Consider the following 13521-nt stretch of genomic DNA (forward strand, 5'->3'; position numbering starts at 1 on the left):
ACTTCGTCGCTACGGCAATTCGATTCCATGACACGGCGTGTCAGCGACCTGGCGCTATCATGCGCAGGCGGAGTTTATTCGTCCGCACGATCCTTCATTTGAGCGGCAGTAAAACATGAAAACCATTTACTACGCAGCAGCCAGCCTCGATGGCTTCATTGCGACCGAGGACGACTCGTTGGACTGGCTGTTCTCGCTCGGGAACTTGAATGACACCAGCTATCCCGAGTTCATTTCTAGCGTAGGTGCGTTGGCGATGGGCTCGGCCACTTATGAATGGATGCTCAGGAACGCAGAAAGTGTGGCCGCGCAGTCAGGTTCTGCGTGGCCCTACACGCAGCCCGCATGGATATTCTCCACTCGCAAGCTTCCTGCAATCGCCGGAGCCGACATTCGCTTCGTCAGCGGAGATGTTCGACAGGCTCATGCCGAGATGAGAGCGGCGGCTGGCGCCAGTAACATCTGGCTGGTCGGGGGCGGAGATCTGGTCGGCCAGTTCTACGATTGCGGCCTGCTGGATCAACTCATCATCCAGATCGGCTCGTGCACGCTGGGCGCCGGCAAGCCGCTATTACCCCGCCGGCTGCTCAGTCCGGTTTTGCGCCTGGCGTCCGTTCGTCAGATCGGCTCGGGCATGGCTGAATTGCGTTACGACGTACAGAAGGCTGGGCAAGGAACATGACTACCTTTATCGCTCTGCTGCGCGCCGTGAACGTGGGTGGCACTGGAAAGCTGCCCATGCAGGATCTCAAGCGCCTTTGCGAGCAGCAGGGGTTTGCGAACGTGCGCACATATATCGCAAGTGGCAATGTGATCTTCGAAAGCACGAAGCGCGAAGGCCCTGTGAAGGCCGCGCTGGAGGCGGCGTTGCGTGAGTACGCCGGTAAGGACGTTGGCGTACTGGTGCGCACGGCGAAGGAGATGCAGCAGGTGCTCGCATCCAATCCATTCGAGAAGCTTGAGCCCAATCGAACCGTGGCCTGCTTTCTCGACGATCCGCCGCCGCAGGATACGTTGCGCACGGTTAAGGGTGCACAGGACGAAGAGGTCCGTTTGGGCAAGCGGGAAATTTATGTGTACTACGGCGCAAACATGGCGCATTCCAAGTTGAAGATTCCGGTTGCGAATGCCGGCACCGCACGGAACATGAATACGATCGCAAAGCTGGTAGAGCTTGCAACGCCTTGAGCACTGCGAGCGCTTCGATCGGGGAAAGGATCCTCGTTATCGGGACGAGCTGCACGGGGAAGTCGACGTTCGCACGCTCGCTGGCGTCTAAAATCGAACTGCCCATCGTTGAGCTCGACGCTTTGTACTGGGAGCCCGGCTGGACGCCTGCGGGGCCCGAGAGCTTCCGACAACGCGTCCTCGAGAGCACGCGCGGCGAGGGCTGGATCGTCGTTGGCAACTATGGAACGGTTCGTGACGCACTCTGGTCGCGCGCCACGATGGTGATCTGGCTGAACTACGGATTCGCAGTGACCTTCGCGAGGGCATTGCGAAGAACGATGCGTCGCGCCGTCACCGGAGAAGAGTTGTGGAATGGCAATCGTGAGTCGATCCGACGATCGTTCTTCTCGCGAGAATCGATTCTCTGGTGGGTCATCACTACCCATCGCCGCCGGCGCGAGGAGTTTACCGGTCTGCGCGCCAGCAACCACTACCCGCACTTGCGCTGGGTTGAATTTCAGCAGCCCGGGCAGGCGCAAGCCTATATAGCTCGTCTGCCGGCGCCTAAATAGCGCTCTTCGCCGCACCAGACTTGAGCCATTCGACGACCGCAAGCAGCGCGGGTCGGCCAGCAGCATCGTCTCGACGCCGGACGAGCCAGTAGGCGTTCGCTATCTGAACATGGGCGTCGTTAAAGGGCCGAAAGAGTAGTCCGCGCGACACATCCATTTCTGCCAAGGATCCTCTCGCCAGTGCGACGCCGAGCCCCTGCGCTGCCGCCTGCAATACCAGATCGGATGAGGTGAAGCGCGGTCCGACCCGCAGGTCGATGTTCTTCGCCGGATAGACGTCGAACCAGCGATCCCATCCGCTATCGGGATCGCGATCGTGCAGCAGCCTGGCTTTTGCCAGCGCCCGCACCGGTGTGCGCTCTCCAATGCTTTTCCAATAGCTGCGGGTTGCAACCGGATACAGCAGCTCATCCATCAGCGGTTCGCAGATCCCATCCGGCCACGGGCCGCTGCCCATGCGAAGCGCCAGGTCTGCGCCTTGCGCGGCGAGATCTTTCACCGACGGCTCAGTCACGATCGACAGTTCGATCGAAGGATGAGCTTTTGCAAGCACAGGCAGACGCGGCATCAGCCACCGCGCGGCGAGCGACGGGGTCGTCGTGATCACGATGGAGTTCGGAGCCCGCAGCTCGCGGACGCTCTCGACCGCGCGCTCAAGATCGTTCAGTCCGGAGATGAGCGCTTTACCGAGCGCCTGTCCTTGAATCGTCAGTGCAAAGCGACGTTGTCGTCCGGGCTTCTCGATGAGCGCGACACCGAGCCACGCTTCGAGCTCGTGTACCTGTCTGCTGATTGCCGAGTGAGTGACTTGCAATACGCGAGCGGCAGGGCGCACACCTCCCGTTTCAAAAACATGAGCGAAGGCGCGCAGGGCGGAGAGTGGAAGCTTTCGCATGGTCTAAAAAAGAAACCATCTGCATCGAGTTTTGCAACAGGGTACGCGGGCCGCGCTCCTCATACTAGGGGCCTATGAGCTCCCTACTGCCAGTGATCGGCGTGCTATTCGCTGCGGCGATCACACCGGGTCCCAACAACATCATTGTCATGCAAGCCGGTGCACGCGGCATGGCGCCGGCGATACGCGCCGTACTTGGTGTTGTTTGCGGCTCGATGGTGCTGCTCATCTTCACCTGGTTCGGGTTCGGACTCGCAACGTCGGTGGCGCCCGCACTTACGCTCGTTCTGCACATTTTCTGCGCCGCATACCTTGCGTGGATGGGCGTTGCGCTGCTAACGCGAGAGCAGACAGCTGCGGCGGACGCTGCGGTTCCGTCGAACCCTTTGGGTATTGCCGCCTTTCAGCTGTTGAATCCCAAGGCATGGATCTTGGTTGCCACCGCAGTTGCGGCGATGCCTCGGGAGAGAAGCCTGGCGCTGCTGGCTCTGCTGATGGTAGCGGTGACCGGCGCTTGCTTGATGCTGTGGGCGTTGGCGGGTACGGCAGCTACGCATTTTTTTGCTCGCCCCGCGGCGCGTCGCGTCATCGATCGAATCCTCGGCCCGGTTCTCGTGCTTTCAGCAGTGGGCATCGCCGCCGAGTTATTGAGCACTTGAGTCGAAAGCGGAGGGTTTGAGGATGTGGAGCTTGCCCAACTCAGCAAGAGAAAAAGTGGTCGACGTCGCCATGAGGCCGGTCGTACTGGCGCTGGCTGGAAGTCTTCGTCGACGGTCCTATAACAAACAACTGCTGGCGGCCGCAGAGTTGCACGCACGGCCAACGCTTGCGATTCGAATCTACGACGACCTGGCGTCGGTGCCGTTGTTCAATGAAGATATCGAAGCACACGATCCGCCGGACGGCGTCGTGAGGCTGGCGGCTGCGCTCGTGCAGTCGGATGCTTTGTTGATCGCCACGCCTGAATACAACCAGGGAGTGCCGGGAGTGCTGAAAAACGCAATCGATTGGCTGTCGCGAAGCGAGCCCGACCTGCTTGACGGCAAGCCCACCGCGATTCTCGGGGCGAGCGCCGGGCCGTGGGGAACTCGCCTCGCTCAAGCATCGCTTCGGCACACCCTCGCGGCCTGCGGCGCCATCGTGATGCCACAGCCGCAAATGTATGTGCGCGAGGCGGCCAATGCGTTCGATAGTGACGGCGCTTTGACGGATGAGCGCGTGCGTAGCTCACTTTCGGCTTTCGTGGGTTCATTTCACAGCTGGATCGAGGGCAGCAGCAGTCTCCGCAGACGAGTCAACTGTTAAATCAGCGACCGAAGTCCAACTCGATGCGCGGCTTGGTGACGCACGTTGGCACGTAGCATTCAGTGGCTCGCTAGAATGCGGCGTATGAAACCTCACCTCGCGGTATTGCTTGCAGCCTTCCTCGCACCGGTCACGTCCTTGGCGAGTTCGCCCTTGAAAGTGACCTTGCCGTACAAGGAGGTCATGAAGGCCAGCGTCCAGTCGAAGCAGCCGGTCGTGTATGCCCGCGTCGGCGAGCAGGGCTTTGGCGTACAACACTGGTGGGGGCCGTCGGCTACCTGGGGCAGAGTCGGCTCAATGGTCGGTGGACTTTCCGGTTTTGTGATCGCCAAGGGAATGGAGCAACTCGCCAATTCGGGCACGCCGGCCCTGGCACAGGGCGACGCGGAGAAACTCGCGCCGCTTTACGATCGTGAAGTTACGCAACGCGAGCTCGAGAAGGTGCTCGCGGAAGTTCTGAGCACGCACACTCTGTTCGCGAGCCCGGCGGTGATCAAGCAACTCGCCGACGGTTCGCCCCGGACTGCAACCGTCTTCGAGGATCCTTCGCTCATCGTCGAGCTGCACTCCTCGCTGATCACCGATTATCGGGGGCTGCAGGTCACAGCGCTGGTGTACGAATTCAGCGCGGCGGAACAGGTCGCGAATCCCAAGTCGCCGCTGGTCGGCCGGGTGTATCGAAACCGGTTCGATTACGTGAGCGACTTGCTGCCGGCGCCTCACATCAAGACGCCTGAGGAGATCAAGGCCGACGTCGAGGCCGTGAAGGCGAAGTACCAGGGACGCCAGCTCACGAAAGAGGAGCGAGCTCAGCAGACCATCGAGCTGCGCGACGCGAAAAATGGCACGACCCTGGAGGAATGGCGCGCACCGCTCATGGAGGCCTGGCTGGCCAACGGTGGAGCCAGGCTGCACGACGCGCTGAAGCTCGGCACTGCCAAGGTGGTTGAGTTGATGGCCAAGGACCTGACGGATTTCAATGCCGTCCAGGTTAGAAACGACGTCGATGTGCTTGGCTGGAGAACGTTACGCGACGTGGAGACCGGGCGTTACACGAGCATCTTCGTCGGCGGCCCGTTTGCTGGCGCGCTGATCTCGGAACCCTCCGGTTTGAGCGTGGAGTACTGCCGGGGCACGGCATTCAGCGAGAGTCTGCCGAAGAGCGCCTGGCCCAAGTTGTGCGCCAACGAGAAATAGAGGCTCATAGGCGGATCCCGACTGCTGCGCACATTTCTTCCCGGCGCGTGTCCAATCAGGCCTGGCTCGAGCATCTCAGGTAGGCAAGCCCGTCAAGTCGGCGGGCAGACCCGGAGAAACCATGTCCACGACCAAAACCAAGTTTCTGTTTCTGTATCGATTTCCCGCCAGCGGCGCGCCGGAGCCGGCGTCACCCGAGGCAATGCAGGCCCAGTACAAGGCCTGGGCCGCCTGGCGCGCCAGGTTCGAGAAGGAAGTCATTCCGGGCGAGGGCTTGAAGGCCGGTGGCGCGGTCGTTCGCGGCGGCAACGTGACGGATGGGCCCTATATCGAAGCCAAGGAAGTGATGGGCAGCTACGCCTTCGTCGAGACCGGCTCGCTCGCGCAAGCCATCGAGATCGCGAAGGAATGCCCGATCAACCAAGTGCCTGGGGCAAGCGTCGAGATCCGCGAGCTCGGTTGGCGTTGAGCACGTGATCGATTCGACGGCTGCGCTTCCTGAGCACTACTTCCGGCACGAGTCCGGACGGTTGGTCTCGGTTCTGTCGCGTCGATTCGGCGTGCACCGGGTGGAGCTTTGTGAGGATGCCGTGCAGACGGCGCTGCTCCGCGCGGTGCAGTTATGGGCCGAGCGCGGCCAGCCGGACGACAAGGGCGCATGGCTCTATCGTGTGGCAGTGAATGAGATGCTCGGTGCGCTTCGACGTGAGAAGCGCACCGATGCCTCGATCGACAGCACCGAACAAGCGGCCGCAGAGGCTGGGGCCGAGGAGCCTGTTTTTCTGGAACACGAGGTCAGGGATGACCAGCTTCGCATGCTGTTCGTTTGCGCGAATCCCGCGATCCCGCGCGAATCGCAGATCGTGTTTGCGCTAAAAATCCTTTGCGGGTTCAGCACCGAGGAGATCGCGCTTCGCCTGTTCCAAAGTCATGAAGCGATTTACAAACGGCTGCAGCGGGCGCGCGCGGCGCTGCGCGAACATGTCGAAGAGTTGGAAACGCCCGGTATCGATGAGCTTGCGACGCGCTTGCCCGCAGTTCTCGAGATTCTCTATTTGCTGTTCACCGAAGGTTATAGCTCGGCGCAACCGGACGAAGTGATACGTCACGAGCTGTGCGAGGAAGCGATTCGTCTGGGGAGGCTGCTCGACGCGCATCCGATAGGCGCTGTGCCTGAGACCGCTGCGTTGCTCGCACTCATGTATATGGACGCCGCGCGTTTCGAATCGCGCGTCGATGGGGCCGGCGGGCTGCTTCTGTTGGAGGAGCAAGATCGCTCGTTATGGGATGGCGAGCTCATTCGCATCGGAGTTTCTTACCTGCATCGTGCGGCTCGCGGCGATGTCTTCTCTCGATATCACGCCGAAGCTGCCATTGCTGCCGAGCATTGCCTGGCGCCGTCTTATCGGGAGACCCGATGGGAAGAGATTGCGCGTCTGTATCGAATGCTCGACGGCATCAGTCCCTCGCCCATCAACACATTGAACCGAGCGATCGCGATGGCCGAGTGGCAGGGCCCCGATGCGGGGCTCGCCTTGCTCGAAGCGATCAATCCTCCGACCTGGCTGCTCGGTTATTACCTGTGGGACGCGACGCTCGGCGAGCTTTATCGCCGCCGCGGAGATCGCGAGCGAGCGATCATGCATTTAACGCGTGCGCTCGGAGCGGCCCCGACTCACGCCGAGCAGGCGCTTGTGCGCAGAAGGCTGCAGATGGCATGAATTGACAGAAACCCGCTTTGACGGCCCCAGGGGACGGGGGGCGTGGCATAGTTAGCGCCAGTTCCGTTGCCATTGACGACCATGTCCATCAGTTCCGATACCCCGTCCATCCGCAGAGCCACTCCCGAAGACGCCGTAGTAATGGCCGAGTTGGGAGGGGCGACGTTCACGGAAACATTCGGGCACTTGTATCCGCCCGAAGATCTGCAGGAGTTCCTCACCAGAAGCCACACGCCACAAAGCTGGGCCCGCACGCTCGGCGATCCCAATCGTGGCGTGTTCGTCGTCGAGCACCCGAGCGGACGCAAGATCGGTTTCATCGTGGTCGGCGCCTGCAAACTTCCGGTCGAGAACCTGGAAGCGCAGTCGGGCGAAATACAGCAGCTGTATGTGCTTGCCGAGTTCCACAATCTTCGTCTCGGCCGACGCTTGATGGATCTGGGCCTCGAGTGGCTGGCCTCGCAGGGCCGCGCACCTCTCTATATCGGCGTCTGGTCCGAGAACTACGGCGCGCAGCGTTTCTATGAGCGCTATGGGTTCAGCAAGGTCGGCGAATACGGTTTTCCGGTGGGCAAGACGGTGGACCGGGAGTTCATCCTGAAGCGCTGAAACGTCCGCGTGCTCAACCCGCCTCGGCAGCTGCCTTCTCGCCGGCCTCGAGCGGCCCCAGATCGATAGTCACGTGCGAGATCTTGCCGGTGAAGGCGAAAGGCAGTTGATACGTGAAGTCGATGGGCGACCCCATGTCCATGCCGACATCGATGCCCTCGCCGAGCGACAACTGAATCGGGATGGTGCGTGCCAGGCGGCCGCTCGCGATGGTGTTCTGGTTCGCACTCATCGTGATCTCGCCGCCTTTGCCGAAGCCGCCGCCGTCATATTTGAACTCGACGACCAGCGTGCTCTTGCCCGCGGACAAAGGTTCCTTCGCCTCGAACGTCGTGCGTTCGACGCTCAGGAAGTTGTAAACAAACGTCGGCTTGCCTTGTTTGAGATACAGGCCGTAGCCGCCTTCGAGCCCGCCGTGGGTGATGATCATGCCCTCGGCTTTGTCGTCCGTTGTTTCGATCTCCGCCGTGATCTTCCATGACTTGTTGCACATCGGCGGTGACGCGGCGTCGGGCAAGCCGACGGTGCCGGGATAGTAAGTGATGGAGTTACGCCCACGAATCAAGCTAGGGCGTCCCATCAATTCCGCGTTCATGCGAACCGTGCCGCGCCAGTCCAGCGGCAGGACGTTGTACTTCGAGGCTTCGACCCACCACAGATCCTGCAATTGCCGAAGCTTCTCGGGATATTGCTGGGCGAGGTCGTGAGCCTGCGAGAAATCCTCGTCGACGTTGTAGAGCTCCCAGGGCGCTTTGTCCGGATCCCATTCCTGCCGATTCGGATCCCAGGGAACGAATGAAGGCGACGAAGCCATCCAGCCTTCGTGATACAGGCCGCGATTGCACGCCAGCTCGAAATACTGCGTTTTGCGGGCGCTCTTGGCCTGCGCATCGTCGAGCGTGGCGGCGAAGCTCACGCCTTCGATGGGCTTTTGTTTGACGCCGTTCAGATCGGTCGGCGGCGTGACATGGCACAGCTCGTAGAGTGTCGGAACGATGTCGATGGTGTGAATGAACTGATCGCGCAGCCCGCCTTTGTCCTTGATGCGTGCGGGCCACGAGATGATCATCGGATTGCGGGTGCCGCCGAAATGACTCGCGACCTGCTTGGTCCACTGGAACGGCGTGTTCATGGCATGCGCCCAGGCGGACGGAAAATGATTGAAGTGCTTCGGGCCGCCGAGCTCGTCGATGGCCTTGATATTGTCCTGCCACTTTTCCAGGAAACCGTTGAAAAACATGTTCTCGCACAGCGAGCCTTCGAGGCCGCCTTCGGCGCTCGCGCCGTTGTCGCCCGCGATGTAGATGATGAGTGTGTTGTCGGCATCGGGCAGCTGCTTGACGGCCTCGACGATGCGCCCGAGTTCGTAGTCGCATTGCGCGGCGTAGCCGGCGAACACTTCCATCATTCGCGCATAGAGGCGCTTCTGATCGGCATTGAGCGAGTCCCAGGCGGGCAGGCCTTTCGAGCGCTCCGTCAGCTCGGTGTTCTCGGGAACGACGCCGAGTTTCTTTTGTCGCGCGATGGTCTGTTGCCGGTAGGCATCCCAACCGTCGTCGAACTTACCCTTGAACTTGTCGATCCATTCCTGCGGCGTCTGGTGAGGCGCATGCGTCGCACCGGTGGCGACATATAAGAAGAACGGTTTATCGGGCGCAATGGCCTTCGCGTGGCGCACCCACGCAATCGATTTGTCGGCAAGATCGGTGGTCAGGTGATAGTTCGGATCGCGCGAAGCGGCCACCAGGTTCCGATTCTCGAACAACACCGGATTCCAGTGATTCATGTCGCCGGCATTGAACCCATAGAAATAATCGAAGCCCAGCCCGTTGGCCCAACGATCGAACGGCCCGACTGCGCTCGTCTCCCACGGCGGCGTGTTGTGATTCTTGCCGATCCACGCCGTCATGTAACCGTTCTGTCGGAGCACTTCGCCGATGGTCCCGCAGCTGCGAGGCAAGATGCAGGTGTAACCGTCGTAACCGGTCGCGACCTCGGTGATGCCGGCAAACGACGTCGAATGATGATTGCGGCCCGTGATCAACGCCGCGCGCGTCGGGCTGCACAGCGCGGTGGTATGGAAGCGGTTGTAGCGCAGCCCTTCCGTGGCCAGCCTATCCATCGTCGGCGACGGGATGCCGCCGCCGAACGTGCTGTACTGACCGAAGCCGCAGTCGTCGATCAGGATCAGCAGGATATTGGGCGCACTGGCCGGCGCCCGCACTGGTTGGGGAAACCTGGCCGGATCGGAATCGAGATAAGTGCGACCGACCTCGCCTTTGAAGTGAAAGTCGGGACGCGGCAGGACTTCCGGCGTGCCATGACTGTTGGAGGGATGCGCATTTCCGTTGGGTTTCCCGGCACTTTTCTTCATGACCGCTCCGCACGACGAGTTGTCCGGTGACTATGCGGGTATCGTGGGGCAGTCGATTCGTGCGCAGGGGAGTGGTGAACCACCCGTTTCCGCGAGGCGTCTAGGCCGCGGACTGCAAAGGCGAGGTCCTATTGCAACCGATTCCGCGTCGAGCTGTTCCCGCCTTTCAAGGCGGAAAAAAGATTAAACTTTTCAACTATTTAAGCGGCCGGCCTTAATAAGGGAGCCCTATGAGGCGCATCGAAGTCGGCCAATACGCAGTCAGTGTCGCTGGAAGCGAGAGCGTCCGCGCGTTTGTTCCTGCGCCGCTTCCGCCGAACCGCCGCTGCATCTGGAGGGAACCGTTCGTGATGCGCTCGACCGGGCGCGCTTTCTGCATTCAAATGTGTCCGCGATAGTGAAGGCAGCGCTGGCGCACGTGCAGTTCGAAACAATTCATCCTTTCCTTGACGGCAACGGACGCATCGGTCGTTTGCTCATTACGCTCGCAGCAGCATCGCCAGCAGTACTATGCGGAGTTGAACGCGGTGCGCGAGTTGAAGGGTATCGGGCGCCAGGCGCCGACGGCGCTGCTGATCCAGGAAGCCTTGCAGGCGAAGCCGCTTGCAACGATTGCCGCGCTGACTGAAGCCACCGCGCTGACTACGCCCACTGTGACCCAGGCACTACGCGAGCTGGAAAAGCTCGGCATCGTGCGGGAGACGACGGGGAGGGCGCGAGGTCAGTGTTTGCCTATGCACGCTACCTGGATGCGTTGAACGCAGAGAGCGAATCCGCAGCCTGATGCATCATTTGTGAGGTTCAAGGCGATTCGCCGCAGAAAGGAATGGCGCCCAGCGGAGGACTGCATCTGCGGCTGTCTAGAACGATACCCCGCGCGGTGAGCCAACCGGCCCGGGCGACCCGGGCCGCTTGCAGGTTCTCTCGCCCATGGGCAGGCCCAGGAAATAAAAACGTGCGCGGCATTCGTAGGGGCGGGTGATGCCGCATCCTGTCGCCTCGTAGCGAGTGACTCCGACGTACCGCCTTTCGATCAATTGCACGTCGATATCCGAAGCATCGCAACCCAGATCCAGGGCGCTGCGGGTGCGTACTTGCGTAACGTTGGATGCGCATCCCGTCAGCATCGAGAGCGTGATCGCAACGATTCCCATAAGTCCGCCAGTGCGGTTTGACATTATTTCCCTCATCCCTGTCGCAGCGTGCGCGATCTTAGTTCCGCGGCGGCCAGGAAACCAGCAACCGATGTATTGTGGGCGGGTAAATGTGCGGCGATGGAGATAGCCCGTCAATGAAGCAACATCATCCCGAGTCCGCCACGCGGGCCATGGCGGCGGCAATGTACTTGTTGGGATTGGCGTTGAGCGCCGGCTCGTATGCGCAGGACGCGACCAGTGACCCCGCCGTACCTTGGAGCGCGCCAGCCACAGTGAGCGTGGTGGAAGAAGAAAAGACTTTCGAGAATGGTCCCACCAAACTCAGCGGCACGCTCTATTTGGCTCGCAGCCGCAAGCCGCAGTCGGCCATCGTGGTAACGCATGCAGCCGCCTTCCCGCTGCGCGACTTGCCGCTTTACCAGCATTTGAAAGAGATGCTGCCGGCGCTCGGCATTGCCGTCTTCATCTATGACCGTCGCGGCAGCGGCAAATCGGGCGGGGATCTGCAGACCAGCGACTATACGTTGCTCGCCGATGATGCGATTGCAGCCATACGAATGCTGAAGTCCGATGCTCGTATCGATCCTCGGCGTGTCGGTATCTGGGGGTTGAGCCAGGGTGGATGGCTTGCGCTCCTGGCCGCGTCGCGCAGCCCCGAGCCGGCCTTCATCATTGCCGCGTCGGCTCCGCTCGTGAGCCCCGACGTACAGATGATGTTCCGCTCCATCAACGTCATGCGCGTGAACGGCTACCCCCAAGCCGACATCGATCAAATGATCGCAACACGTAAGGCAGTCGACGACTACATGCGCGGTTCGGGCGATCGCGCGACGGCGCAGCGCCTGGTCGACGCAGCCAAGATCAAGCCCTGGTTCAAGCTCCTCTACATGGGCCAGACGGTGACGGACCGCGCGGTCTCACGCTGGCGCAAGGAGATCGAGTTCGATCCCTTGCGAACGATGGCAGACGTCAAGGTTCCGGCACTGGTGATTTACGGGGCCGCCGATCCGGTCGTGCCGGTCGCCGTTTCGGTGGAACGGCTGCGAGCCGAGTATCCGAAGCTCGACGTCGTGGTGATTGCCGGCGCCGATCACTCGATGCAAGTATCAGTGCCGCCGCAAGTCCAGATGGACCCTGAGCGCATCAGTGAGCAGGCACCGCAAGCCGTCGAGTATTTCGCGATCCTGGCGAGTTGGTTGACGCGGCAGGCGATTGCGACACCGCTGCAACCTCAACTGACTTCTCATTGAAAGGCGTCAGCGGCGCGGCCCTCAGGCGCTGAAGCGGTCGCCGTTCCCCGCTATTGCGGCGCTCGCCAGCCTGCTACTACGATGAACGCCAGTGCCCGTCGGCCTGGAGCGTGTCATGTTGTTCGAAACCGTGGCGTCTGGGGGTTGTCGTTCCTATCTCATCGGTTGCGAGGAGACTTGCGCGGCAGCGTTGATCGATCCTGAGTTGAGCCAGGCGGATCGCTATGTCGCGCTGGCGGCGCGCGATGGATTGCGGATCAAATATCTGGTCGATACTCACACCCACGCCGATCATTTCTCTGCCACGCAACAGCTGGCGAAGCAACTCAATGTGCCGGTGGTGATGCACGGATCGAGTCCGGCGCCGTTCGTCGACCTGCGATTGCAGAGTGGCGAGTTGCTGGTGGTCGGCAAGCTTCGGCTGCAGGCGATGCACACGCCCGGGCACACGCGCGATTCAATGTGTTTGACGGTGGAGGATCGCGTCTTTACGGGCGACACGTTGCTCATCGGCGCGACCGGCCGAACCGACTTGCCCAGTGGCGATGCGAGCGCGCTCTACGACAGTCTCTTCAACGGATTATTGAGACTGGACGCGGCGACGAAAGTATTTCCGGCGCACGAGTACAAAGGCCGCACGCATACCACCATCGGCCAGGAGCTGGCCGAGAATCCGCGGCTTCAGCAACGTGATCGCGGGGCGTTCGTCGAGATGATGCAGAACCTCAACTTGACGATGCCCACGCACATCACGGAAGCGCTGCGCACGAACATGACGGGCGGCAAGACGGTTGCGCAGATGCTGGCCGAAGCGGCCGCGATCGTACCGTTCATGTCGCTTGCCGAGCTGAAGGGATGCATCGAATCCAACCGTTGCGATTTCCTCGTGCTCGACGTGCGCGAGCGGGACGCTTTCATGGAAGGTCACATTCAAGGCGCACAACATCTGCCTCGCGGGCAGTTGGAATTGCGGGTGAATCAGGAGCTGCCGGATCCCACGCGCAGGATCCTGGTCTATTGTGAATTCGGCAGAGTATCGACGCTGGCGACCGCAACGCTGCGACAGATGGGATTCAAAGGCGCAGTCGCGTTGGATGGCGGAATGAAAGCCTGGCGCGAGGCGGGATATCCAGTGGTGGGCACTTGACAGAATCTCGCCGGCTCACGCTTTGTTGATTTTGAAATGTCTACCATGAGCATGCCGGGCCGGGGATAGAATCGGGCCGCCTTGGGACAACGGATCTTTCCAAAAAATGCAGATGCTCGTACGG

At 61.1% G+C, this 13521-nt stretch carries 15 protein-coding genes and 2 pseudogenes; 13 read left to right on the plus strand and 4 right to left on the minus strand.

Features of this window, described 5'->3' with window-relative positions; genetic code table 11:
- Positions 1–115 precede the first annotated feature (115 nt).
- Genes EK373_RS12705 through EK373_RS12715 form a run of 3 tightly spaced genes read left to right on the plus strand, consistent with a single transcriptional unit; the run spans position 116 to position 1742 of the window.
- Complete coding sequence (locus EK373_RS12705; protein ID WP_129643006.1) at positions 116–682, plus strand: dihydrofolate reductase family protein; 567 nt, start codon at positions 116–118, stop codon at positions 680–682.
- Positions 679–1188 carry a DUF1697 domain-containing protein gene (locus EK373_RS12710; protein WP_129643007.1) on the plus strand — a complete coding sequence of 170 codons (510 nt, stop codon included), beginning with the start codon at positions 679–681 and terminating at the stop codon, positions 1186–1188. Before EK373_RS12705 ends, EK373_RS12710 begins: the two co-directional genes overlap by 4 nt.
- Complete coding sequence (locus EK373_RS12715) at positions 1185–1742, plus strand: P-loop NTPase family protein (protein WP_198683248.1); 558 nt, start codon at positions 1185–1187, stop codon at positions 1740–1742. Before EK373_RS12710 ends, EK373_RS12715 begins: the two co-directional genes overlap by 4 nt.
- Here the strand turns inward: EK373_RS12715 and EK373_RS12720 are convergent.
- Entirely contained in the window at positions 1735–2349 is a 615-nt protein-coding gene (locus EK373_RS12720; protein ID WP_232831081.1) for a LysR substrate-binding domain-containing protein, read from the minus strand. The two genes, EK373_RS12715 and EK373_RS12720, sit on opposite strands and share 8 nt — an antisense overlap.
- A gap of 99 nt (positions 2350–2448) precedes the next feature.
- Positions 2449–2637, minus strand: a pseudogene (locus tag EK373_RS34245) (helix-turn-helix domain-containing protein); the annotation flags it as partial.
- Between the two features lie 74 nt (positions 2638–2711).
- Between EK373_RS34245 and EK373_RS12725 the strand changes: the two are divergent.
- The 6 genes from EK373_RS12725 to EK373_RS12750 all read left to right on the plus strand — a co-directional run bounded on the left by EK373_RS12725 (position 2712) and on the right by EK373_RS12750 (position 7469).
- Positions 2712–3296, plus strand: a complete 585-nt coding sequence (locus EK373_RS12725; protein ID WP_129643009.1) for a LysE family translocator — start codon at positions 2712–2714, stop codon at positions 3294–3296.
- Between the two features lie 31 nt (positions 3297–3327).
- Positions 3328–3942, plus strand: coding sequence for an NADPH-dependent FMN reductase (locus EK373_RS12730; protein ID WP_198683249.1), 615 nt, complete (start codon positions 3328–3330; stop codon positions 3940–3942).
- 84 nt (positions 3943–4026) lie between these two features.
- Positions 4027–5139: a hypothetical protein gene (locus EK373_RS12735; RefSeq protein WP_129643010.1), complete on the plus strand. Its 1113-nt coding sequence runs from the start codon at positions 4027–4029 to the stop codon at positions 5137–5139.
- Between the two features lie 121 nt (positions 5140–5260).
- Entirely contained in the window at positions 5261–5608 is a 348-nt protein-coding gene (locus EK373_RS12740; protein ID WP_129643011.1) for a YciI family protein, read from the plus strand.
- Between the two features lie 4 nt (positions 5609–5612).
- Entirely contained in the window at positions 5613–6860 is a 1248-nt protein-coding gene (locus EK373_RS12745; RefSeq protein WP_157994340.1) for an RNA polymerase sigma factor, read from the plus strand.
- Between the two features lie 81 nt (positions 6861–6941).
- Positions 6942–7469, plus strand: coding sequence for a GNAT family N-acetyltransferase (locus EK373_RS12750; protein WP_129643013.1), 528 nt, complete (start codon positions 6942–6944; stop codon positions 7467–7469).
- Between the two features lie 13 nt (positions 7470–7482).
- Here EK373_RS12750 and EK373_RS12755 read toward each other — a convergent pair whose 3' ends face one another.
- Entirely contained in the window at positions 7483–9843 is a 2361-nt protein-coding gene (locus tag EK373_RS12755; protein WP_129643014.1) for an arylsulfatase, read from the minus strand.
- Between the two features lie 331 nt (positions 9844–10174).
- Between EK373_RS12755 and EK373_RS34250 the strand changes: the two are divergent.
- Positions 10175–10270, plus strand: a pseudogene (locus tag EK373_RS34250) (hypothetical protein); the annotation flags it as partial.
- Between the two features lie 19 nt (positions 10271–10289).
- Entirely contained in the window at positions 10290–10601 is a 312-nt protein-coding gene (locus tag EK373_RS33715) for a winged helix-turn-helix domain-containing protein (protein ID WP_269813493.1), read from the plus strand.
- Positions 10602–10703: 102 nt separating this feature from the next.
- Here the strand turns inward: EK373_RS33715 and EK373_RS12765 are convergent, their stop codons facing one another.
- Positions 10704–11021, minus strand: a complete 318-nt coding sequence (locus tag EK373_RS12765; protein WP_129643016.1) for a hypothetical protein — start codon at positions 11019–11021, stop codon at positions 10704–10706.
- Positions 11022–11134: 113 nt separating this feature from the next.
- Between EK373_RS12765 and EK373_RS12770 the strand changes: the two genes are divergently transcribed.
- Positions 11135–12250 carry an alpha/beta hydrolase family protein gene (locus EK373_RS12770; protein WP_157994342.1) on the plus strand — a complete coding sequence of 372 codons (1116 nt, stop codon included), beginning with the start codon at positions 11135–11137 and terminating at the stop codon, positions 12248–12250.
- Positions 12251–12365: 115 nt separating this feature from the next.
- Positions 12366–13397, plus strand: coding sequence for an MBL fold metallo-hydrolase (locus tag EK373_RS12775; RefSeq protein WP_129643018.1), 1032 nt, complete (start codon positions 12366–12368; stop codon positions 13395–13397).
- The last annotated feature ends 124 nt before the right edge of the window (positions 13398–13521 follow it).

It is taken from the genome of Peristeroidobacter agariperforans (assembly GCF_004138335.1).
In the GTDB taxonomy this organism is placed as follows: Bacteria; Pseudomonadota; Gammaproteobacteria; order Steroidobacterales; family Steroidobacteraceae; genus Steroidobacter; species Steroidobacter agariperforans.

Excerpts from the sequence above, each read along its gene's own strand:
- EK373_RS12740 (WP_129643011.1), top strand. The coding sequence starts at position 5,261 with ATGTCCACGACCAAAACCAAGTTTCTGTTTCTGTATCGATTTCCCGCC.
- EK373_RS12775 (WP_129643018.1), top strand. The coding sequence starts at position 12,366 with ATGTTGTTCGAAACCGTGGCGTCTGGGGGTTGTCGTTCCTATCTCATC.
- EK373_RS12710 (WP_129643007.1), top strand. The coding sequence starts at position 679 with ATGACTACCTTTATCGCTCTGCTGCGCGCCGTGAACGTGGGTGGCACT.
- EK373_RS12705 (WP_129643006.1), top strand. The coding sequence starts at position 116 with ATGAAAACCATTTACTACGCAGCAGCCAGCCTCGATGGCTTCATTGCG.
- EK373_RS12735 (WP_129643010.1), top strand. The coding sequence starts at position 4,027 with ATGAAACCTCACCTCGCGGTATTGCTTGCAGCCTTCCTCGCACCGGTC.
- EK373_RS12725 (WP_129643009.1), top strand. The coding sequence starts at position 2,712 with ATGAGCTCCCTACTGCCAGTGATCGGCGTGCTATTCGCTGCGGCGATC.
- EK373_RS12750 (WP_129643013.1), top strand. The coding sequence starts at position 6,942 with ATGTCCATCAGTTCCGATACCCCGTCCATCCGCAGAGCCACTCCCGAA.
- EK373_RS12765 (WP_129643016.1), bottom strand. The coding sequence starts at position 11,021 with ATGTCAAACCGCACTGGCGGACTTATGGGAATCGTTGCGATCACGCTC.
- EK373_RS12755 (WP_129643014.1), bottom strand. The coding sequence starts at position 9,843 with ATGAAGAAAAGTGCCGGGAAACCCAACGGAAATGCGCATCCCTCCAAC.
- EK373_RS12770 (WP_157994342.1), top strand. The coding sequence starts at position 11,135 with ATGAAGCAACATCATCCCGAGTCCGCCACGCGGGCCATGGCGGCGGCA.